Consider the following 22,048-nt stretch of genomic DNA (forward strand, 5'->3'; position numbering starts at 1 on the left):
AGGACTCCCTTAGTAACCGAATGCCCGCGGCAGCGCGGTCGAGAGCCATGGCACAAAGGCGATGACGAGCAGGCAGAGGAACAACAGGCCGAGATAGCCCATGATCGGCTTCACCGTCTGCTCGATCGGCACATTGCCGATCAGGCAGGCGCCGTAGAGCCCGAGCCCGAGCGGCGGCGCGAACAGGCCGATACCCATCGCGATGACCAGCACGACGCCGAAATGCAGGGGATCGACGCCGAGCTGCACGGCGACCGGCAGCAGCAGCGGCCCGAAGATGATCAGCGCGGCGGCGCCTTCCAGCACCGAGCCCATCACGATCAGCACCGCGATCGCGAGCAGGATGAACAGCCAGACGCCTGAGGTCTTGGACAGCCCAAGCATGAAATCACCGACCGCATGCGGCACCTGCTGCAAGGTCAGCGTGAACGCCAGCGACTGCGCCGCCGCCACGATGAACAGCACGAGCCCCGCGCGCGTCGCAGCCTGGACAAAACTGTGCGCGGCCGATTTGAAGCCGAGCTCGCGGAACACGAGACTGCCGACAATGAGGGCATAGGCTACAGCAAAGGCGGAGATTTCCGTGGCTGTGGCAAAGCCGCTCTTGAAGCCGAAGAAGATCATGAAGATCAGGCCGAACGAGGCGATCGCACCGCTCCACAAGCCCGACACCGGCATCTGCGGCGCGACGTCCTCGGTATCCGCCGGCCGCTTGCCGAAGATGATCGAGACCGCGATCAGGACCAGCGCCATCAACGCCGCCGGCAACAGTCCCGCGACGAACAGGCCGCCGATCGACAGGTTCGCGACGAAACCCAGGATGATCAGGTTGATGCAGGGCGGAATGGTTTCCGCCATCACCGCGGACGCCGCAAGCAGCGCCACCGCGCCGCCCGGGTTCTGCTTCGAGCGGCGCGCCGCCGGGATCAGCACCGAGCCGACCGCGGCGACGTCCGCCATCTTCGAGCCCGAGATGCCGGAGAACAGCACCATCGAGGCCACCATCACGACGTTCAGGCCGCCGCGCATGCGGCCGACGCCGCGCTGTAGCAGCTCGATCAGCCGCACCGACATGCCGTTGGCTTCCATGAGGTAGCCGACGAGGATGAAGAAGGGAATCGCGAGCAGCACGAAATTGTCGATGCCGCGCGCCATCTGCTGGGCGAAGATCACGCCGGGCAGCGCGCCCTCGACCCAGATGAAGATCAGCGCGGCCAGCGCCAGCGCGAACCCGATCGGCAATCCGCCGAACAGGGTCGCGAAGAAGCCGATCAGCATCAGCGTGCCCGCCGACGGCACGGTAGACGGCGACAGGTAATCCCAGGCGAGATAGAGGCCGGTGACGACGACGATGGCAACGAGACCCCTGAGGATGTCGGGCAGCGGCCTGGCGCAGAGATGATCGATCGCAAACACCGTCATGAACAGCGCCCCGATTCCCATCGGGTAGAAGGTCAGCTCCAGCGGCAGGCCGGATCCGGTAGTCTGCCCTGAAGTCAACGATCCCAGCTTGATCGCGTTGTAGGCGACATAGCCGGAGATCAGCACGACCAGAAGCGCGCTAGCGGCATCGACCAGCGTGCGCAGCCGCACCGGAAGCAGATCGCGGAAGAAGGACACGCCGACATTCTCGCCGCGCGCCAGCGCGCTCGCCGCGCCAAAGAAGGCCGAGCCGACCATCAGGCCGCGCGCGACGTCGTCAGACCATTCGACCGGCGCATTGAAGCAGAAGCGCAGCAGCACCGACGCGCAGACGACCACGAGATCGGCGGCCAGGAGGATGGCCGCGATCGCGTCGCTGAGGCGAAGCAGCAGCGTAATGCTCCCGTGGCGGCCGCCCGAGAGGGGTACGGCGGCTGTCATCGCCATCTCAGACTTGGTCATCTCAAGCTTGCGTCGCGCGAATGATGTCGATGACCGGCTTGGACTCCGGCCGCGCCTTGATGAAGTTCTCGTGCTGCGGCGCGACGCGCTTCTTGAAGGCTTCGCGGTCGCATTCGGCCACCGTCACGCCCTTCTCGGTCAAAAGCGTCAGCGCCTCCTTCTCGACCGCAAGCCCGTGGGCGCGCGTGTCGGCCGCGGCCTTCTTGGCGGCATCGAGGAAACCCTCGCGCAGCTTCGGATCCATGCGGTTGTAGGTCACGTCGCTGAAGTAGACCGCGAGCGGCGAGAAATTGTGCTGCGTCAGTGCATAGAACTTTGCCGTCTCGAAGAACTTGCTGGCCAGGATCGTCGGCGGATCGTGCTCCAGCCCGTCGAGCACGCCGGCCTGCAACGCCGTGTAGATTTCGCCGAATGCGAGCGGCGTCGCGGCCGCGCCCATCAGGCGGAGGCATTCCGTGATCACCGGATTCGGCAGCGTCCTGATCTTGAGGCCGGCGAGATCCTCCGGCGTCTTCACCGGCTTCTTCGCGAGCACGCTGCGTGACCCGAAATTATAGGCCCAGGCGATGATGCGGATATTGCCGCCCTTGAGCAGCGCGTCCTCGATCGGCTTGGCGGCGCCGGAATCGAACGCCTTGGTCTGCTGCGGGAAGCTCGAGAACAGAAAGCCGAGGTCGAAGGTGCCGACCAGCGGCACCAGGTTGGCGGAGATCGACGAGCCCGACACCATGAGGTCGATGACGCCGAGCTTCACCGAATTGATGACGTCGATCTCCTGCCCGAGCTGGTTGTCCGGGAAGAAGGCGACCTCGACCTGCTCGCCGAGCCCGTTGCCCTTCAGGTTCTTGACGAGGTTGTCATAGTAGACGCGGCCGTTGGCATATTTCGGATCGTTCGGCAGCGAGGAGGAGCATTTCAGCTTCAGCGTCGCCGCTTCGGCGCGACCGATGATGGCAGGAGAGAGAACGAGGCCGGCGGTGACCGCCGTCGACGACTTGATGAACGTGCGACGGCTCACGGGCACGATGGTCATGGCGCGGTCTCTCCCCGAAATTCTTGTTGACGGCCGAGATCGCTGCCACGGCCTGTTGCGCGGACTGTATGGCCAAAGCGACGGGGCAGGCAAGGGTCGCGGGCGGCCGCCGCAAAGCGGCGTGTCGCGAACATCGACGGCATCGGCGCGGTCAAAACAACCATGTTTGTCCGGGATTCTCGATCGGATCGGCCCGCGGGCAGATGTGCGACAGGACGCTTCGCGCAGCAGCAGGGATCAATCCAATTGGTGCATGGATCAATGCACGATTCACATGAATGCCGCCGGAGCGATACCCAGCGGCCCCGGCAGACGCCCTGCCCCATTTTGCCGCAGCTTGCAGCGTGATCCAGGGCACAGACAGCCGCGCGGCGGCGACCTAGAAGAGGTGAGATCATCGTGCGCATTGCCGATGGAGGTGACACCATGCGCCGTCGAGTCCTTCGCAATTTGTTTCTTGCATCCAGCCTTGTCGGGCTCGCGCAATTGATGACGCCGACGGACGCCGACGCCGAGGCGCGGCTCGCACTCGTGATCGGTCAATCGGCCTATCGCACCGTGCCGGAGCTGCCCAACGCCGCCAACGACGCCAAGGGCATGACGGAGCTGCTCGGCAATGCCGGCTTCACCGTCACCACGGCGGCCAATTTGGCGCAGAACGAGATGCGCGCTGCGATCTCCGATTTCGCCGGCAAGGTCAGCGCCAGCGGCGCCGACACCGTCGCACTGGTGTTCTATGCCGGCCACGGCCTCCAGATCGACGGCGAGAACTATCTGGTGCCGGTCGATCTCGATCCCAAGCGCGAGGCCGACATCCCGCTCCAGGGCGTGCGGCTGAACGATCTGCTCAACACGCTCGGCGCGCTGCCGACGCGGGCACGCATCTTCATGTTGGATGCCTGCCGCAACAATCCGTTCCCTGCGCTCAGCGGCGCCGGCCACGGGCTTGCGATCGTCGACACCAAGGCCGGCGCACCCGGCTCCTTCATCTCCTATTCGACCTCGCCCGGCGCCGAAGCCGAGGACGGCTCCGGCATCGACAGCCCGTACACCACGGCCGCGCTGACCGTCGCCAAGCAGCCGAACCTGCCGATCGAGGAAGTGTTCAAGCGCATCCGCATCGCCGTGGCGCAATCGACCGACGGGCGGCAGATCCCGTGGGAAAGCTCGTCGCTGACGACCGACTTCAGGTTCTTCGGCGGCGAGAGCGGCGGCGGACAGCCTTCTCTCCCGGGCGCATCCGCCATGGCACTCGCCAGCGGCACGCGCAGCGTCGCGGACTGGCGCAAGGATTTGCAGGGCAAGGAGCCGAAGGCTGCTTATGAGCTGGTGATCGCCGACGACACCGTCGAGGCGTATCAGGCCTATGTCGAGCTCTACGCACAGGCCTCCTACACGCCGCGTCTGCGCACGATCCTGGAGCGCCGGCGTCAGATGCTGGCCTGGGAGCGGGCCACCGCGATCAACACCCGCGCTTCGTTCGAGGCCTATCTGGCGAATTGGGACAACAGCGATCTCGCCGCAACCGCGCGCCGGCTGCTGCTGCGTGTGCAGAACCGCAACTACGCCCTGCCCGTCGCGGCCGCAGCAGCCCCTGCTCCGGTCGCCGTCGCAATGGCCCCGACCTGCCCGTGCTCGGCGCCGTCGACACCGGCAACGCCGGTCAATCCGGCGGTGGCGCCCGTCATCAAGAAACGCGTCGACGACACCCCGCCGAAGCGAAAGGTGGTCGAGACGCCGCCGAAGCCTCGCCGGCCGCCGCCCGACGAAGTGGTCTACGAGCGCGCGCCGCCGCCCGAAGCCGTGGGCGTCGGAATTGGTGTCGGGATTGGTCTCGGCATGGGCATGGGCGGCCGTGGCGGAGGCGGCTACGGACGCGGCGACTACAACCGAGGCAGGTACTGAGACCGCTCGCGCAATGCGGAGGACAAATGTGCCCTCCGTCATTGCGAGGAGCCCTTGCGACGAAGCAATCCAGACTCCCTCCGCGGTGGGATTCTGGATTGCTTCGCTTCGTTCGCAATGACGACGGAGAGGCCACAGAGAACCAATCTTCCCGAAAATGCTGTAGTCTGATCTGCTGACGCCAGCCCTTCCGGGGATTCCATATCGATGCCGCACGACGCGCCCGCCAAGAACTCATGGCCGCTGTTCCGGTCACTCGCGTCCTATGCCCTGCCCGGCGACCTCATGGCGGGCCTGACGCTGGCGGCGATTGCGATCCCCGAGCAGATGGCCACGGCGCGGCTCGGCGGTTTTGCGCCGCAGATCGGCTTCTTCGCGTTCATGGCGGGCTCGCTCGGTTTCGCGCTGCTCGGCGGCAACCGCTTCCTGTCCTGCGGCGCGGATTCTACGATCACGCCGATCTTCGCCGGCGGACTTGCCGCGCTCGCTGCCACCGGCTCGCCTGAGTATCAGGGGCTTGCCATCGCACTGGCGCTGATGGTCGGCGCGATGATGCTGGCCGGCGGCGCCTTCCGCCTCGGCGGCATCGCCAACCTGTTGTCGGTGCCGGTGATGGTCGGCTTCCTCGCCGGCATCTCCGTCCACATCATCGTCTCGCAACTGCCGGGCGTGCTCGGGCTTCCGTCACCGAGCGGCCCGACGCTCGAACGCATCGGCGTGCTCGCGACCGAACTCGGCCGCACCAACCCCTTCACGCTCTGCATCGGGCTCGGTGTGCTCGCCGTGGTCTTCATCGCCGAGAGGGTCAGCGCGAAAATTCCGGGTGCGCTGATCGGGCTCGTCGCCGCGACATTGGCCACAATCGCGCTCGGCCTCGAGAGCAAGGGCGTCAGCGTCGTCGGTGCGGTGCCGGGCACGCTGCCGCGACCGACCTTGCCTGACCTTGCACCGGAGCTGTGGGTGCGCCTGGTGCCGCTCGCCTTCGTGATCACCGTCGTGGTGATGGTGCAGACCGCCGCGACGACGCGGTCGTTCCCATCCGATCCCGACAAGCCCGCCGATGTCGATCGCGACTTCCTCGGTGCAGGCGCCGGCAGCGTGCTGTCCGGCCTGTTCGGCGCGTTTCCGGTCAATGCCAGCCCGCCGCGAACCGGGATCGTTGCCGAGACCGGCGGACAATCGCAGCTCGCGGGCCTTGCGGCCGGGGCAATCGTGCTGGCGCTGCTCGCGTTCGGGACGGGGCTGCTGCAGCACGTTCCGGACGCCGCGCTCGGCGGCATCCTGCTGTTCGTGGCGCTGCGGATCATCAGGGTGAAGCAGATCGCCACGATCTACCGGCAATCGTTCAGCGAGTTCCTGCTGATCGTCGCCACCGCCGCGCTGATCATCGTGCTGCCGATCCAGCAGGGCGCCTTCCTCGGCATCGTGCTGTCGCTGCTGCACGGCATCTGGAGCACGACGCGCGCGCGGCTCGTCGAGTTCGAGCGCGTGCCGGGCACCACGATCTGGTGGCCGGCGCATCCGCACATCACCGGCGAGCGCATCGCCGGCGTCGCCGTGATCGGGCTCCAGGCGCCGCTGTCCTTCCTCAACGCGCCGGGTTTTCGCAGCGACGTGGCCAAGGTGCTCGGCACGTCGACGCCGCAACTGCTGGTGCTGGAGGCGAGCGGCATGGTCGAGATCGACTTCACCGCCGCGCAGATCCTGCTCGACGTCTTCAAGACGTGCAGCGAACAGGGCGTCACCGTCGCGCTGGCGCGGCTGGAATCGGTGCGCGCGCAGAACGCGTTCGAACGTTTCAGACTGTTCGACGCCCTGCCCCGCGAACACGTCTTCCACAGCGTCGATGAAGCCGTGCGCAAGCTGGCGAAATAATCGCCGTTATTGCGCCAGTGTCGGATGATCCCGCTGCACCGCCTCGCGGATCCAGCTGGCGTGGATCGCGCGAAACAGGATCTGCGCGGTCTTGAGGTCGTTCGCCTTCATGCAGAGATCGACGATGCGATGGACGGCGGCGTCGCGCATCAATCCATCCGAGATCTTCATCGCAAGTTCCATCGCCACCTTGGCCGCGCGTTCATAGCGCGCACCTTCGCGCGTGTCGTTGCGCGCCGAACCGGCCGCGCTCGCGGCTGCGGCGTCACAGATCGCGCGGATGCGCTCGGCGGCCTCGATGTCGCCGAGCGGTCCTTCGATCGTCTTGTCCCAGATGTCCGCCGGCTTCTGCTTCGCGAACCACTTCATTGCCCCGTCACCAATGGTCTTCCAGCCGCCGTAGTTCCACGCTCCCGCCTCGCCCAGCATAGAGAGGCCGATCGAGATCGGCGAGGCGATTTTTCCGCCACGCATTATCGATATGCAGTCAGGACGTCCGACGTGGTCCGATGGCCTCGAACTGTGCCTTCTGCTCGTCATTCAGCGTGGCGTAGAAATCCTCCAGCGCCGCGCGAACCGACTTGACGCCGTCGAGCATCGTGTCGAGCCGCTTGCGAACCGCTGCCATTCGCGCCGGCGGCGTCATCACGTCGCTGGGCTCGCAGGCCGCCTTGAGCGATGCGCTGACCTTGGCGCTGGTATCCTGGAGCACCTGTAACGCAGCACGCTGGGTGTCGTTGGGATGAAGCCTCGCCTCGATGTCAGTGCTGGGCCAATCGAGCGCAGCAGTGGTCGCGCAATTCTGGACCAGCGATCCCCCGGTGTTGCCGGAAGCCGTCGCACGACGCTGATCCTCGGCCAGCGCGTTGAAGCGCGCCTTCTGCTCGTCGGTGAGCGAGCCGTAGAATCGATCGAGGGCGGGCTGAACGAGATCGACGGCTTTCTCCATCGCCTCGATGCGCTGCTGCATCGCCGTCAGCCGACCTGGCGCTGTCGCCGCGACCTGCGACGGGCAGGACGCGCGGATCATCTCGGACGCCTGGATCGAGGCGTTGCCGAGTTCGTCGAGGCTTGCGCCTTGCGCCTCGGTCGGCTGCACCGCGGCGGCGATCTGGTCGATCGGCAGACCGACGATTTCGCGGCGGTCGCTGCCGCAAAGCCGATCCAGCGGGACGCCGCGCGCCTGGCGCCGTCCCTGCGGCCGCTGCGGCAGATAGGCCGAGAGACCGTCATAGCCATAGGGCCCGAAGATGCCGGCATAGATGTCCGGATAGCCGTAGCCCCAGAAGCCGAGACCGTCGCCCCAGATCGTGTAATCGTAGAGATCGTTGTAGGCGAACGGCCAGAACAGCGGTCCGACCCAGCCATAACCGCCGCCCGCATGTTGCCACCACCCGCTGCTGGCGCCGTGCCAGCCGGCGAGTGCGGCCACCGCCGCGATCTGGGCTCGCGCGGCCGGATTGCTGATCAGACGGCCGTTGCGGAAGGCGCTGGAATGCGCGTTGAGGGCGTTGCGAAAATTCGCAGGACGGACGGCCGCATTGCGGATCTGGCCGAAGTTCGGGCCGCGATGTCGCGCGCCCGTTGCGAAGCGGGGCCCGCCATGATGCCCTCCGCCATGCGCGTGTCCGAAGCCATGACCGCCAAAATGGCCGCCTCCATGATGACCGCCACCATGATGACCGCCGCCGTGATGGCCACCGCCATGTCCGCCTCCGTGCCCGCCTCCGTGCCCACCACCATGGCCGCCACCGTGCCCGCCCTTGCCCAGAGCCGTGCCCGCCAGCATGCAGGCAAGCGCCATCACGGCAATTCCAATGACAGGTCGCAACATCGCATCCTCCCGCAGAGCCGCGCCATCGAGGCAGCGGAAATTGACGGAAATTGGAACCGGCCTGACTGCCGAAAGTTCCGCGACCGCGACGCAGCCGGCCGCGCGCTAAAGCGCCATGAGATTGGGATGAATCATCATCGCGCTTTAGGTTATTGTTTGAGCATGATCTTTTCGGAAAACCGCGGCACACTTTTCCGGATCATGCTCTACGCCTCCGGCACGATCTTGCCGGGATTGAAGATATTCAGCGGATCGAACGCCTTCTTCAGCGCCCGCATCGCGTCGAGCGCTTCGGGGCCGAGTTCCGCCTTGAGATATTTCTGCTTCCCCTGGCCGATGCCGTGCTCACCGGTGCAGGTGCCGTCCATCGCCTGCGCGCGCTCGACCAGGCGATGCATGAACTCTTCGCCGCGCGCCATCTCGTCGGCATCGTTGGTGTCGCAGACCAGCGAGCAGTGGAAATTGCCGTCACCGACATGGCCGACGATCGGCGACAGCAGGTTGAGCCGCTTGAGATCTTCCTCGGTCTCGCCGACGCAATCGGCAAGCCGCGAGATCGGCACGCAGACGTCGGTTGCAACCACGCCGATGCTGTCGCCGGGCCGCAGCGCCTTCACCGACCAATAGGCGTCGTGCCGCGCCTGCCACAGCTTGGTGCGATCTTCCGGTTTGGTGGTCCAGGAGAAGTCGCCGCCGCCGCAATCCTTTGCGATCTCGCCGAAGGCCTTGGACTGCTCGCCGACCTCGACCTCGCTGCCGTGGAATTCCATCAGCAGCAGCGGCGTTTCCGGCAGCGTCAGCTTCGAATAGGCGTTGCAGGCCTTCACCTGCGCGGCGTTGAGCAGCTCGATGCGCGCCACGGGAATGCCGGTCTGGATCGCCAGGATCACCGCCTGACATGCCCCGTGCACGGTCTCGAACGACACCGCACCGGCCGCGATCGTGTCGGGGATGCCGCGCAGGCGAATGGTCAACTCGGAGATGATGCCGAGCGTGCCTTCGGCGCCGACGAACAGATGCGTCAAGTCGTAGCCGGCGGATGATTTCTTGGCGCGCGTGCCTGTCGTGATGATCTCGCCGTCGCCGCGCACGACCTTCAGAGCGAGCACGCTGTCGCGCATGGTGCCGTAGCGCACCGCGTTGGTGCCGGAGGCGCGGGTCGAGGCCATGCCGCCGAGCGAAGCATCCGCACCGGGATCGATGGGGAAGAACAGGCCCTGGTCGCGCAGATGCTCGTTCAGCGCCTTGCGGGTGACGCCGGGCTGGATCACGCAGTCGAGGTCCTCGGCATGCACCGCGAGCACCTTGTTCATGTCGCGCAGGTCGATCGAGATGCCGCCGGCGGGCGCATTGACCTGGCCCTCGAGCGAGGTGCCGGTGCCGAAGGCGATGACGGGGACGCGGTTCTTGGCGCAGATCCGCACCACGTCCTGGATGTCGGCGGTCTCCTGCGCCATCACCACGCCGTCCGGCGGCTGGTTGACGATCCACGTGGTGGTATGGCCGTGCTGCTCGCGAACGGCCTGCGAGGTGATGAGGCGGTTGCCGAACCGCGCGGCAAGCTGCTCCAGCGCGCTTGCGAGGGCTTTCGGCTCGACCCGCGGCGGATTATTGGTGATGGTCGTACCCACGGACATTCCTCCCGACAGAAGAACCGTGGCAAAGGACATCTGACCGGTCAAGTCAAGCGACCGCGCGCATAGCAGGAAAGACACATGCCGGAGACCGCCGCTGCCGAGCCGTTCCGCTCGTCGATCATGCAGATCGAGCCGCAATGGATCGACTATAACGGCCATCTCAACATGGCCTATTACAACGTGATGTTCGACCGCGCGATCGACCAGATGTGGTTACAGCTCGGGATCGGGCCGGGCTACATGAAGGAGCGAGGCGGCTCGACCTTCACTGCCGAATGCCATGTGCGGTATCTGCGCGAAATCCACCTCGGCGATCCCGTGCAGGTGTCGGTCTGGCTGCTCGAAGCCGACGACAAGCGGTTGCATACGTTCCAGGAGTTGCGGCACGCGACCGAAGGCTGGCTGTCGGCGACCTCCGAAAACATGTCGCTCCACATCGATATGGGCTCGCGAAAGGTGGCGGCCTTTCCGCCCGATATCCGGCAGCGCATTGCAGCCGTCGTGGGCGCCCACGGCGCCGTGCCGCGGCCCGAGGGCATCGGCCGGAACGTGGCGATGCCCTCGAAGCGGTAGCTGAACCGTTCGCTCTAACCCCTCATCCCGAGGAGCCCGCGAAGCGCGCGTCTCGAAGGATGCAAGGCCACAGTCGGGCCTTCATGGTTCGAGACGTGCGTTCCGCGCTCCTCACCATGAGGGTCACACCTATATCCTGCGGCCGCGGGCAAGGCCCACCACGGCCGAGACCAGGAACAGCACGACCGCGATGAAGAAGATGATCTTGGCGATCTCGATCGAGGCGCCGGCGATGCCGCCGAAGCCCAGGATGCCGGCGATCAGTGCGATAACCAGAAACGTCACAACCCAGCCTAGCATGGTCAAACCCTCGTCTTGATGTCTGTCTGCGTCGGCGCGGCTGGCCGCGCCACCTGTCCAGACAATCTCGACGCGGGAACGATGGTTCCGGCCCACGCAAGCTGGAAATTCGCCCTCGCCGAGGGAACAAATCGGCCCGCCGCGCACGTGGAAAACCTCGCCCCGGTGCCCCATATAGGGACCAATCCCTGTTAAGAAGGCTCCCTTCCACCACCCCGCGGTGCCATCGTGGGGCCAATGATTCGCATGACCGAGCCGAGCAAGATCACCAGCGTACCCGACCACCAGCCCGCAGCCGGCGGCATCGCCGCGCGTGCGCGCGCCTCCGTGGGCCCGAAATATCTGTCCGGGCTCAATCCCGAGCAGCGCGACGCCGTGGAGACGCTGGACGGCCCGGTCCTGGTGCTGGCCGGTGCCGGCACCGGCAAGACGCGCGTGCTGACCACGCGCATCGCCCACATCCTCAGTCAGGGCCGCGCCCGCCCCGCCGAAATCCTGTCGGTGACCTTCACCAACAAGGCCGCGCGCGAGATGAAGCATCGGCTCGGCCAGATGCTCGGCCATGCGGTCGAAGGCATGCCGTGGCTCGGCACCTTCCACTCCATCGGCGGCCGCATCCTGCGCACCCATGCCGAGCTGGCGCAGCTCAAGTCGAACTTCACGGTGCTCGACACCGATGACCAGGTGCGGCTGCTCAAGCAGTTGCTGCAGGCCGACAACATCGACGAAAAGCGCTGGCCGGCACGCATGCTGGCCGGCCTGATCGACGGCTGGAAGAACCGCGGCCTGACGCCGTCGCAAGTGCCGTCAGGCGAGGCCGCCGTTTTCGCCAACGGCAAGGGCGGCAAGCTCTATGCGAGCTATCAGGAGCGGCTGAAGATCTTGAACGCCGCCGATTTCGGCGACCTGCTGCTGGAAGACATCCGGATCTTCCGCGAGCATCCGGACATCCTGCGGCAGTATCAGCAGCGCTTCAAATTCATCCTGGTCGACGAATATCAGGACACCAACGTCGCGCAATATCTGTGGCTGCGGCTGCTGTCGCAGGCGCCGGCGTCGCCCTCCTTCACCTCTCCCCGCGTGCGGGGAGAGGTCGCATCGCAAAGCGATGCGGGTGAAGGGGACTCTCCGCAGACTGAACTCGTGGAGACAGCCCCTCAGCCCGACGCTCTCAGCGCGAGCGAAGCTCGTCGCGACCCCGCAAAGGACGGGGAGAGGGAGAAGCCCCATGTCAAGAACATCTGCTGCGTCGGCGACGACGACCAGTCGATCTATGGCTGGCGCGGCGCCGAGGTCGACAACATCCTCCGCTTCGACCACGATTTCCCCGGCGCCAAGGTCATTCGCCTGGAACGCAATTACCGCTCGACCGGCCACATCCTCGCCGCCGCCTCGCACCTGATCGCGCACAACGAAGGCCGGCTCGGCAAGACGCTGCGCACCGAGGACCATGACGGCGAGAAGGTCACGGTGACGGGCTCGTGGGATTCCGAAGAGGAAGCTCGCGGCATCGGCGAGGAGATCGAGCAGCTCCAGCGCCAGGGCGAGAAGCTCAACGAGATCGCGATCCTGGTGCGCGCCTCCTACCAGATGCGCGAATTCGAAGACCGTTTCGTCACGCTCGGCCTGCCCTACCGCGTGATCGGCGGCCCGCGCTTCTACGAGCGCGCCGAGATCCGCGACGCGCTGGCTTATCTGCGCGTCATCAATTCGCCGGCCGACGATCTCGCCTTCGAGCGCATCGTCAATGTGCCCAAGCGCGGCCTCGGCGACGCCACCGTGCAGATGCTGCACGACCACGCCCGCAAGCGCCGCATCCCGCTGTTCGAGGCGGCGCGCGCGGTGGTCGAGACCGACGAGCTGAAGCCGAAGGCGCGCGGAAGCTTGCGCGACGTCATCGCCCAGTTCGACCGCTGGCGTGCCCAGCGCGAGGTCACCGCGCACACCGATCTCGCCCAGATCGTGCTCGACGAGAGCGGCTATACCGAGATGTGGCAGAAGGACCGCTCGGCCGACGCCGCGGGCCGGCTGGAGAACCTGAAAGAGCTGGTGCGCTCGATGGAGGAGTTCGAGAACCTGCAAGGGTTCTTGGAGCACATCTCGCTGGTGATGGATCGCGACGGCGGCGCCGAGGACGACGCGGTGTCGCTGATGACGCTGCATTCGGCCAAGGGCCTCGAATTCGACAACGTGTTCCTGCCCGGCTGGGAGGAAGGCCTGTTCCCGAGCCAGCGTACGCTGGACGAACAGGGCCGCGCCGGCCTCGAGGAAGAGCGCCGGCTCGGCCATGTCGGCCTGACCCGCGCGAGGCGCCGCGCAAAGATCTACTTTGCGACCAACCGCCGGATCCATGGCACCTGGTCGACCACGATCCCGTCGCGCTTCCTCGACGAACTGCCGTCCGCCAATGTCGAGATCACGGAATCCAAGGGCGGCTCGGCCTGGGGCGGCACCGGCGGCTACGGCGCCTCGCGTTTCGACGACATGGAGGCGTTCGGCTCGACCTATTCGACCCCGGGCTGGCAGCGCGCCCAGGCCAACCGCAACCGGGGCGGTGGACGCAGTGGCGGCGGCCAAGGCGGCTTTGAGGAACAGGCCTCGTCGTTCTCCTCCTCATCCGGCCCGGATTTCGGCAGCTTCTCCTCACGCCGCCGCGGGCCGATGACGATCGAGGGCGAACTGGTCGCCAAATCCACCGGCACCACCTCGGAATTCTCCCTCTCCGACCGCGTCTTCCACCAGAAATTCGGCTACGGCCGCATCACCAAGATCGACGGCAACAAGCTCACCATCGCCTTCGACAAGGCCGGCGAGAAGAAGGTCGTGGACAGCTTCGTGCAGCGGGCGTGAGGCCTGGTATGCCTCAGTACGTCGCCATCATCGAGGACGCAGGCCCGGACGACGCCGTCGGCTTGTGGTTTCCCGACCTGCCGGGCTGCATTTCCGGTGGCGACGACGTCGACGAGGCCCTGGAGGGTGCGCCCGAGGCGCTCGCATTTTATGCGCAGGAGCTGAGCGCGGACGGGCGCCAGCTTCCCCCGCCGCGGACGTTGGACGAGCTCAAGGCCGACCCTGCTGTGGCCGAAGACCTCAGGAAACACAAGGTCGCCCTGATCGAATGGCCGCCCCTCCCTGAGGCCGAGTGAGGACTGTTCGCCGCACTGGCCGGACGTTCGACAGTTCTCGCCCGAACGCCCCTTGACCACCGCGAACTTCCCCGTATCAGATGCACCCATGGTCCGGGGCATCACACTGATCTTGCTGGCATTGGGGATGCCGTCGCTTGCGGCGGCGGAGACCATGAGCTTTGGCGATTCGATCGGGCTCCTGGCCAAGAGTTGCGGCGCGGAAATCGTCGCCAATTGCCGCGGCGTCAATCCGGACTCGACCCGGCTGAAGGAGTGCCTGTCCCGCAACCGCGACGTGCTCTCCCAGCAATGCCAGAGCGACTATCTCGGCGCCTTCGATGCCATCCAGAAGCGCGTCGCCGCGCGCGTCACGGTGGCGAACGCCTGCCAGCGCGAGATCGTCAAGGTCTGCGGCGGCTCGACCAAGGAGACCAGCAAGTCGATCCCCTGCCTGGTCTCGACGCCCAAGGGCATCAGCAACAACTGCCTGAAGGCCGTCGACGACGCGGGGTATCGGTGATGCGCGCGAACGGAATCGCCATCACGATGGTCGTGGTCCTGGCCCTGCTCGCGGGCGCAGCAAGCGCGCAGCCGGCGGCGCCGACCCGTGACGACATCGTCGGCAAGCTGAACCATTTCGAACAGGCCGCCGAGGTCGACCTTCCCGCGATGAAGCAGCAGGTGATGGAGCGCGCCAAGGCCAGGATCAAGAACGATCCGGGTCCGGTGAACCGCCCGCTGATCGCGCCTGACCTCGCCAACCTGCCCGCCTTCAACGCGCAGATCCAGTTCGACGCCGACACGCCGATCATCCAGCCGGCGTCCTACCAGACCGTCGGCCGCATCGCGGACGCGCTGGTCCACTCCTCGCTGCTGCCCTACACCTTCCTGATCGTCGGCCATGTCGAATCCAGTGCGAAGACGCGCGAGGCCAATGCGATCCTGAGCCAGCGACGCGCCGATGCGATCCGTGACGTCCTGGTGAACACCTTCAAGATCTCGACCAAGCGGCTGCATCCGATCGGCCTCGGCGAGGAGCAGTTTCTCGACCGGGCCAAGCCGACCTCTGCCGTCAACGGCCAGTTGCAGATCCTGACCTATGCCAAGGTGCCGGAGGACGCGCCTGCGCATCCGGCTGTGGCGCCCGGGCCTGCGGCGAAAAAGCCCGCCAAGAAGCGCTGAGCGAGATCGCTTCCCCTGACGGAACTCTTTGAAGTTCCGACCGTTTTACGGCCTGTCGAAAGCACAACAGCCATGCTTTGCGCGACACGCGAGCCGGTTTGTGCACTGCTCTATCAGGTGCTATAGCCTGTTTTCGCCCTTCCCCGACCCCATGCTGCACGAGACCGAGATGGCTGGTTATTTTCAACGCCAACTGGCCGATTACGTCGAATATCATCGCGATCCCTGGAACTGCGCGATGCACGTGGTCGGAATCCTCCTGCTCTTCACCGGCGCCGTGCTGCCGCTCACTCTCGTGCGTTTTCCCATCTTCGGGATCGAGGTGAGCCTGGCCGTGGTTGCGGCCCTGCCGGTGCTGGTCTACTGGCTGATGCTGGACGCCGGGATCGGACTCGGCATCCTCGCCGCGATGATCGTGCTGCTTTCGGTCGCAACCGCAATCGGCAATCAGGCCTCGATCGTCATGATGTGGTCGATTTTTGCGGTGCTGATCGTATCTGGCGTCGCAGCGCAGATCGTGGGCCACAGGGTTTTCGAGGAACGGCAGCCGTCGATGGTCGACCACCCCGCGCATTTCCTGCTTGGACCGATGTTCGTCATGGCGAAATTATTCATTGCACTGGGCTTCCGTCGCGACCTTGCCGCGATTCTGGCGCCTGTTCCGACCAATTCCCTTTCAACCCGATAGCTCTAGAAGCGAAACAGTAAACCTTCTGCATGGCTCTCGTACTGGTTACCGGTGGCAGCGGCTTCATCGGACATCATCTCGTAGAAGCGCTCCGCGCCCGTGGGCAGCGGGTACGCGTTCTCGATGTCCGTGCGCCGGCCGCGGCGAACGCAGACGTTGAACATATGCACGGTTCGGTGCTTGACGCCGCTGCCGTCGATGCCGCGATCGCAGGCGTCGATCAGGTCTATCACCTCGCCGGCCTGCCCGGCATGTGGGTCGCCAACAAGCAGGACTTCCACGAGGTCAATTGCCGCGGCACCGAGGTGGTGCTCGCAGCCGCGATGAAGCGCGGGGTCTCGCGCTTCCTGCACTGCTCGACGGAATCGATCCTGTTCCCCTATTCCGACCTCAACGGCGTTGCCGCCGAAGAGGCGCTGCAGCCGGCCGATGCGATGCCCGGCGCCTATACGCGGTCGAAGTCGCTCGCCGAGCACCACGCCGCGAAGGCGGCGGCCGAGGGCTTTCCGCTCGTGATCGGCACGCCGACCATGCCGATCGGCGCCGCCGACCACAATCTGACGCCGCCGACGGCGATGCTCTGGTACTTCCTCCAGAAGAAGGTGCAGCCGCATCTCAACTTCCTGGTCAATCTCGTCGATGTCCGCGATGTCGCGATGGGGCTCGTGCTGACCATGGAGCGCGGCCGCATCGGCCAGCGCTACATCCTCGGCGGCGACTGCGTCCCGCTCGGCAACATCCTGCGGATGATGTCGGCGATGAGCGGCCGCCGGCAGTTCCCTGTCGTCGTGCCCGGCAAGATCGCCGAGCTCTCCGCGATCATGCTCGAATCCATCTCCGATCGCATCACGCGCCGGCCGCCCAACGGCACCGCCGAGGGCGTGCGCATCGCGCTTGCCGCGAGCGACCTCTCGATCGGCAAGGCGCGCACCGAGCTCGGCTACGCGCCGCGCCCGATCGAACCGGTCTTGCGCGAAACCATCACCCATCTGCTCGCCCGCAACGGCCAGCGGCCCTCCGGCGCCATCGAGCATCACGCGCTGTCCTCGCGCGCGAGCTGAAGCCGCCGCCCAAACGCAAAGAACCTTCATGTCCTTCGATTTCAGCAAGCTTCTCTCTGTCGCCTGGGGTGGTTGGACCACGACCTGGCCGACGCAACTGCTCGCCCTGATCTGGCTCGCCTGGCTTGCCAGCTGGGTCGGCGCCTCGTTCTGGCAGGGCCGTACCCAGAAGCAGGTGATGACGCTGGAGTCCGGCCGCTATCGCATCCCGATCCTGGTGGGCGGCATCCTGTTCACGCCGTGGACCGCGGAAGTACTCGGCGAGAAGCCGCTCTGGGTGTTCAGCAACACCGGCGTCTACATCGTGGCGCTGATCGTGCTCGCCGGCATCTCCTTCACCTGGTGGGGACGGCTCCATCTCGGCCAGTTCTGGTCGAACACCATCACCCACAAGGAAGATCACCGCGTCATCGACACCGGCCCGTACGGCATCGTGCGTCACCCGATCTACACCGGCCTGATCCTCGGCATGCTGGTGACCGGCATCGCGGTCGGCACGGTGACCGCCATGCTCGGCGCCATCCTGATCTCGCTCGGCATGTGGCAGAAGGGCCGGATGGAAGAGGTGTTTCTGTCCAAGGAGCTCGGCGAAGACGCCTATGGCGCCTATTGCCGCCGCGTGCCGATGATCATTCCGTTCCTGTCGCCGCGCTGAAGCGTCCCGAAGGCGCGGTTGCAGCGTTCCGCTTTCTCTGCACGACGTTACTGCTAGTGTCGGACTTGCGAGTGTCGGACTTGCGCTCGATCCAAGCTTTACCATCAGTCGCTTGCTTGTCAGCCAAGCAAGCGACAATACGAAATCTCCCGCAGGACGAGAGCGGCTCTGCGAGGGCATGCGCCTAGCCCCGTGGTGCCAGAGGAGTGAAGTCCGTATACTGACAACGCTACGGAGAAGCCTATTATGCAGTTGTCAAAGGTCGCTGCGTTGACGCTCATCGCTAGCTGTCCAAGCCTGCTGTCCGTATCTCGGGCGGCGGCCGTTTCTGAATGCTCAATCTCAGGCACACTAGCCGATTGGGGCGAGAACTCGACGGCCGACATTGACCTCGCGTCCGGAGGAAGTTGCCAATTTCCAATCAAGATGCGCGGCACGGTGAGTGGCTCGGACATCTCTCAAAAGCCGTCACACGGCAAGCTGAAAAGGCTCAACCTGTCTACGTTCGAATACAAGGCAAAGGCCAAATATAAGGGTAGCGATACCTTTGCCATCAAAGCGACGGGTCAGGGACCGACAGCTTCTGGCACGTCGGTAATCACTGTGCACGCGACGATCAAATAGCGTTCCGCGCATTGATTGCATGGTGAACGCGCGAGCGACAGCCGCCCGATGTCTCGCGCCAATGGCAACCCAATGAAAAGGGACCATCGGAGCGACCGATGGTCCCAAGCTTCATTAGCAAAGGCCTTGCCGTGTCTTGCCAAGTTTGGCTGCGAGCAGACTTGGCGGGCTGCTTGCAGGGTTGATGCTCGCTCTACGCTGGCCTTCTGGACCCTGGCCTCTTTGACGCTGGCCTTATGGACGCTGGTCCCGTCGGACACTGGTTGCCATCGGCTCTGGTCACGTCGGCGCTCGTCGCTCTCGGCGCTGGATGGTGCGAGAACCCGACTCGATCAACCAATGCCAATTGAACTGCCGACCCGACGAATAGTCTAGGTGTTGTTGTCGGTTCCTCCCGAAGAAATTTGGGTTAGCGAGGCTGCCAATTCCCGCATCGTCGGATGTCTTTTCCAACGACAACCGGCAGCTCGTCGACCGAATTGCGAACGGCACACGTCCTCGCGCTGGACTAGTCAGCGCGAGTTTTGCTTTTCGGAGATCGTACCCTTCTGGCGGGTTTGGTCACTGCGATGTCAGCTACGGCAGGGTTTGCGACTGACGCCGCGAGAATTTCGTATTGAGCATGCATCCAATGGACTTCCGCCTTTCCGTCGGGTTGCCCATCGGCGACCCAGAGGTGGTAGGCGCGCTCGCGAATTGCCTCTTCCAGATTTGGCATGGGATTTTCCTTGCGAATGATCCGCCCGGCCCCAGCCAAAAGACTTGCTCTCGTAGGGTTAATGAAATCTTAACGGGGCAGCGGAAGCCAAGCGTCGCGCGGGTGCCGCTCAAGGGCGGTCGGCGCTCATTGCGAAAAATCTCGGCAGCGCTCGCGGACGCAGGTAGCAACGAACGGTAATCCGCATGCGGCGACCGGCATCAAACTCATGCTTACCGAGGGTCGACGAGGCCGTGCACGGGCCGCCTCTTTGGGGGCTCGGGGCTCGATTGACACCAGCACAGCGAAACTAGTCAGTCGACTGGCGCGAGCCGTTCGTTCCACCGCGCCGCAAGTTTTTTGATCTGCTCGAAATGCAGGATCGCCGGTTCACCCTCGCGGACGATTGTCGTCCGCTTGCGTTCCTTGGGTGGCAACGTCATCGCGCGCGATACTGCCGCGCGCAGTTTCATCGAGCCGTGATCTGTCAGGGTGACGAGTTCTTCCGGGTCAAGGGCCATGGGTCCACGCCTACGCTACCGGCTGGCCCGCAAGCCAGCACACGCGCCCCGAATGCCCAATTCTCCAGATAGCCCAACATGGTTAATAATTCGTTATCGTTTGGCTCTGTCATTTGGATTGGCGCACGGGTCACGCCAGGCTTGCAGCAGGGGTAATTCGCCCGTACCGCGCCGGTCCACGCGGTAGCCCCCAGCAAGCCATTGCAGTCGCAATTGATCAGGCAACCGCTGCCAACCTGCCATCGGCATGCGGATTTGTGCAAAGCAGACGCTTGCGAATGGCCTCTTCAACGAGCGCGAGCGCTTCCTTGGCTTGTCGCGCTTCGGCTTCCGCAACCTCGGCGCGAAGCTCTACGGCCGTCAACTTATCCTTCTGAGCTTCAATGCAGCACTGGGCTTGCTCCAGCGCTCGGCAAGCATCTTGCAGCTTACGTTCGATGGTGACGGTGAGTTCACGCTGTGCCCGCTCGGCGGCCTCCGCTCGCCCTTCGGCCAGCCGCAATCTTTCCAAGGCGCTCGTGCAAAGCGATTGGGCACGGGCTTCGGTCTCGCGGGCATGCTTCTCCATATCGCGGAAGACATCGGCCGCTTGATATACCAGATCGAGAGCTGTTGCTCCCTTGTCTGGTGCCAGCGGTGAGGGAAAGCTCAAGATGCCCTCATCCCCTCCAACTGGCGCTCTGGAACCACGCTGCGCCATGCAGTTCAAGCTCGTCGCGAACACACATACACGAGCAGTATCATGAACAGCTGTGGTTAACGGATGGTTAAGCAGTTGCATGCCTGGAGATGTCGTGACGGCGCGCGGAGGGCAATGGCACCGAAAATCAGTCAGTTCTTTGGGCGTGCCTAGCATTGGAGCAGAGGCTCGCGCCAAGAGGCTCGCGCCAGCGGCTGGACCGACAGATCGGCCGCTGACCTTCCCTCTCCATGCAAATTTGGTCGGCTGCCATTCCCCTGGAATAGGGGTCGGTCGAGTTCCGCAACGGTTGACCTTTTTGCCGCTACCCAGTTGGATGCGCGCGCAAAAAGGCACGACGACATCCCATCGTGGATCTGGAGAGGTCGACGATAAGGTCTGAGCCCGTGCGGGGCTTTGGCCGATCCGTCGTTGGACTGTGCCGTACGTTCAACAGGGGATTTCCATGACCTTTTCCAGCATCTTCGCGCAGTTCGTCGCGCTGATCGGCGGTGCCGCGCTGCAATGGCGGCGGCTGTCGGGCACCGCGCCCGCGCCGGCCTGGGGCCAGGCGCCGGCGATTCCCGAAGCGAAGCCGCAGGGGGCGCTGCCGACCTTGAAGATGCCGACGGCCAGGGGCTGGAGCGAGGGCCAGAAGCCGACGGTCGCCCCCGGACTCAAGGTCAATGCGTTCGCGACCGGGCTCGACCATCCGCGCTGGATCGAGGTGCTGCCGAATGGCGACGTGCTGATCGCGGAGGCGACGCAGATCGCGGGCGCGCCGAGGTCGGTGTTTCACTATGCGATGCAGGCGACGATGCGGCGCGCCGCGGCGCTCGGCGTCAGCGCCAACCGCATCACGCTGCTGCGCGACAAGAATGGCGACGGCGTCGCGGAGCATCGCGGCGCGTTCATGGAGAATCTGAGCCAGCCGTTCGGCATGGCGCTGGTCGGCGACACCTTCTATGTCGGCAACACCGACGGCGTGATGGCGTTCCCCTATGTCGCCAATGCCGACCGCATCACCGCGCCGGGCAAGCGGCTCACGACGTTCAAGCCGAGCGGCCACTGGACGCGCAGCCTGCTCGCAAGCCCCGACGGCAAGAAGCTCTATGCCGGCGTCGGCTCGCTCAGCAACATCGCCGAGATGGGCATGGAGGTCGAGGAAGGCCGCGCCGCGGTCTATGAGCTCGACCTCGCCGCCGGCACGCATCGCATTTTTGGTGCGGGCCTGCGCAATCCTGTTGGTCTTGCCTGGGAGCCCAATACGAACGTGCTCTGGACCGTCGTCAACGAGCGCGACGGTCTCGGCGACGAGACGCCGCCGGACTATCTCACCTCGGTGCGCGACGGCGGCTTCTACGGCTGGCCCTATTGCTACTGGGGCAAGACGGTGGACGACCGCGTGCCGCAGGATCCCGCGATGGTCGCCAAGGCACTTCAACCGGACTACGCGCTCGGCGGCCACACCGCCTCGCTCGGCCTGTGCTGGATGCCGGCGGGCACCCTGCCCGGCTTCCCCGACGGCATGGTGATCGGCCAGCACGGCTCGTGGAATCGCAGCACGCTCTCGGGCTACAAACTGGTGTTCATCCCGTTCGAGAACGGCAAGCCCTCCGGCCCCGGCCGCGACATCCTGTCGGGCTTCCTGTCCCCGGACGAGAAGGAATCCTACGGCCGTCCGGTTGGCGTCGTGATCGGACCCGACAAGAAGTCGCTGCTGATGGCCGACGACGTCGGCAACGTGATCTGGCGCGTCACGGGCGCGTAGA

General features: G+C 65.2%; 21 protein-coding genes. 12 read left to right on the top strand and 9 right to left on the bottom strand.

What is annotated here, in order from left to right; genetic code table 11:
- Window positions 1-9: 9 nt before the first annotated feature.
- The gene (locus AB7008_RS38130; RefSeq protein WP_049826279.1) at window positions 10-1,863 is read right to left on the bottom strand and encodes a TRAP transporter large permease; all 1,854 of its coding nucleotides are present in this window, start codon (window positions 1,861-1,863) and stop codon (window positions 10-12) included.
- A 22-nt stretch (window positions 1,864-1,885) separates the two neighbouring features.
- Window positions 1,886-2,917, bottom strand: coding sequence for a TRAP transporter substrate-binding protein (locus AB7008_RS38135; RefSeq protein ID WP_441260457.1), 1,032 nt, complete (start codon window positions 2,915-2,917; stop codon window positions 1,886-1,888).
- A gap of 426 nt (window positions 2,918-3,343) precedes the next feature.
- Here AB7008_RS38135 and AB7008_RS38140 point away from each other — a divergent pair, with 426 nt between their 5' ends.
- Complete coding sequence (locus AB7008_RS38140; RefSeq protein ID WP_304491055.1) at window positions 3,344-4,822, top strand: caspase family protein; 1,479 nt, start codon at window positions 3,344-3,346, stop codon at window positions 4,820-4,822.
- 207 nt (window positions 4,823-5,029) lie between these two features.
- Window positions 5,030-6,697 (top strand): SulP family inorganic anion transporter, encoded by a 1,668-nt coding sequence (locus AB7008_RS38145; RefSeq protein ID WP_304491056.1) that lies wholly within the window; start codon window positions 5,030-5,032, stop codon window positions 6,695-6,697.
- Between the two features lie 6 nt (window positions 6,698-6,703).
- Here AB7008_RS38145 and AB7008_RS38150 read toward each other — a convergent pair whose 3' ends face one another.
- The 3 genes from AB7008_RS38150 to AB7008_RS38160 all read right to left on the bottom strand — a co-directional run bounded on the left by AB7008_RS38150 (window position 6,704) and on the right by AB7008_RS38160 (window position 10,162).
- Window positions 6,704-7,066, bottom strand: a complete 363-nt coding sequence (locus AB7008_RS38150) for a hypothetical protein (protein ID WP_028156413.1) — start codon at window positions 7,064-7,066, stop codon at window positions 6,704-6,706.
- A gap of 118 nt (window positions 7,067-7,184) precedes the next feature.
- Window positions 7,185-8,531, bottom strand: coding sequence for a Spy/CpxP family protein refolding chaperone (locus tag AB7008_RS38155; RefSeq protein ID WP_304491057.1), 1,347 nt, complete (start codon window positions 8,529-8,531; stop codon window positions 7,185-7,187).
- Window positions 8,532-8,737: 206 nt separating this feature from the next.
- Complete coding sequence (locus tag AB7008_RS38160; protein ID WP_304491058.1) at window positions 8,738-10,162, bottom strand: FAD-binding oxidoreductase; 1,425 nt, start codon at window positions 10,160-10,162, stop codon at window positions 8,738-8,740.
- A gap of 84 nt (window positions 10,163-10,246) precedes the next feature.
- Here AB7008_RS38160 and AB7008_RS38165 point away from each other — a divergent pair, with 84 nt between their 5' ends.
- Window positions 10,247-10,741, top strand: a complete 495-nt coding sequence (locus AB7008_RS38165) for a thioesterase family protein (protein ID WP_028147665.1) — start codon at window positions 10,247-10,249, stop codon at window positions 10,739-10,741.
- Window positions 10,742-10,870: 129 nt separating this feature from the next.
- On the opposite strand, the gene AB7008_RS38170 is transcribed toward AB7008_RS38165, so the two are convergent.
- On the bottom strand, window positions 10,871-11,041 hold the full coding sequence (locus tag AB7008_RS38170) for a DUF1328 domain-containing protein (protein ID WP_014493008.1): 171 nt from the start codon (window positions 11,039-11,041) through the stop codon (window positions 10,871-10,873).
- A gap of 237 nt (window positions 11,042-11,278) precedes the next feature.
- Here AB7008_RS38170 and AB7008_RS38175 point away from each other — a divergent pair, with 237 nt between their 5' ends.
- The 8 genes from AB7008_RS38175 (at window position 11,279) to AB7008_RS38210 (ending at window position 18,379) form a co-directional block, all read left to right on the top strand.
- Window positions 11,279-13,891, top strand: coding sequence for an ATP-dependent helicase (locus AB7008_RS38175; RefSeq protein WP_304491059.1), 2,613 nt, complete (start codon window positions 11,279-11,281; stop codon window positions 13,889-13,891).
- A gap of 8 nt (window positions 13,892-13,899) precedes the next feature.
- Window positions 13,900-14,187, top strand: a complete 288-nt coding sequence (locus AB7008_RS38180; RefSeq protein WP_304491060.1) for a type II toxin-antitoxin system HicB family antitoxin — start codon at window positions 13,900-13,902, stop codon at window positions 14,185-14,187.
- A gap of 88 nt (window positions 14,188-14,275) precedes the next feature.
- On the top strand, window positions 14,276-14,689 hold the full coding sequence (locus tag AB7008_RS38185; RefSeq protein WP_014493005.1) for a hypothetical protein: 414 nt from the start codon (window positions 14,276-14,278) through the stop codon (window positions 14,687-14,689).
- Complete coding sequence (locus AB7008_RS38190; protein ID WP_304491061.1) at window positions 14,689-15,351, top strand: OmpA family protein; 663 nt, start codon at window positions 14,689-14,691, stop codon at window positions 15,349-15,351. Before AB7008_RS38185 ends, AB7008_RS38190 begins: the two co-directional genes overlap by 1 nt.
- A 151-nt stretch (window positions 15,352-15,502) precedes the next feature.
- Window positions 15,503-16,039: an Mpo1 family 2-hydroxy fatty acid dioxygenase gene (locus AB7008_RS38195; protein WP_264621414.1), complete on the top strand. Its 537-nt coding sequence runs from the start codon at window positions 15,503-15,505 to the stop codon at window positions 16,037-16,039.
- A 29-nt stretch (window positions 16,040-16,068) separates the two neighbouring features.
- On the top strand, window positions 16,069-17,100 hold the full coding sequence (locus tag AB7008_RS38200) for an NAD-dependent epimerase/dehydratase family protein (protein WP_028156408.1): 1,032 nt from the start codon (window positions 16,069-16,071) through the stop codon (window positions 17,098-17,100).
- Between the two features lie 28 nt (window positions 17,101-17,128).
- Window positions 17,129-17,755, top strand: coding sequence for a methyltransferase family protein (locus AB7008_RS38205; RefSeq protein WP_039153018.1), 627 nt, complete (start codon window positions 17,129-17,131; stop codon window positions 17,753-17,755).
- Window positions 17,756-18,001: 246 nt separating this feature from the next.
- A complete protein-coding gene (locus AB7008_RS38210; RefSeq protein WP_028156406.1) occupies window positions 18,002-18,379 on the top strand; it encodes a hypothetical protein in 378 nt (125 codons plus the stop codon).
- 508 nt (window positions 18,380-18,887) lie between these two features.
- Here AB7008_RS38210 and AB7008_RS38215 read toward each other — a convergent pair.
- From AB7008_RS38215 to AB7008_RS38225, 3 genes are all read right to left on the bottom strand, one after another.
- Window positions 18,888-19,097, bottom strand: a complete 210-nt coding sequence (locus AB7008_RS38215; protein ID WP_080588645.1) for a DUF2934 domain-containing protein — start codon at window positions 19,095-19,097, stop codon at window positions 18,888-18,890.
- Window positions 19,098-19,390: 293 nt separating this feature from the next.
- The gene (locus tag AB7008_RS38220) at window positions 19,391-19,597 is read right to left on the bottom strand and encodes a hypothetical protein (protein WP_041953268.1); all 207 of its coding nucleotides are present in this window, start codon (window positions 19,595-19,597) and stop codon (window positions 19,391-19,393) included.
- 217 nt (window positions 19,598-19,814) lie between these two features.
- Window positions 19,815-20,249, bottom strand: a complete 435-nt coding sequence (locus AB7008_RS38225; protein WP_441260458.1) for a hypothetical protein — start codon at window positions 20,247-20,249, stop codon at window positions 19,815-19,817.
- Window positions 20,250-20,742: 493 nt separating this feature from the next.
- Here AB7008_RS38225 and AB7008_RS38230 point away from each other — a divergent pair, with 493 nt between their 5' ends.
- Window positions 20,743-22,047 carry a PQQ-dependent sugar dehydrogenase gene (locus tag AB7008_RS38230; protein ID WP_028156403.1) on the top strand — a complete coding sequence of 435 codons (1,305 nt, stop codon included), beginning with the start codon at window positions 20,743-20,745 and terminating at the stop codon, window positions 22,045-22,047.
- The last annotated feature ends 1 nt before the right edge of the window (window position 22,048 follow it).

The sequence above is a fragment of the Bradyrhizobium sp. 521_C7_N1_3 genome (assembly GCF_052075975.1).
Classification (GTDB): Bacteria; Pseudomonadota; Alphaproteobacteria; order Rhizobiales; family Xanthobacteraceae; genus Bradyrhizobium; species Bradyrhizobium japonicum.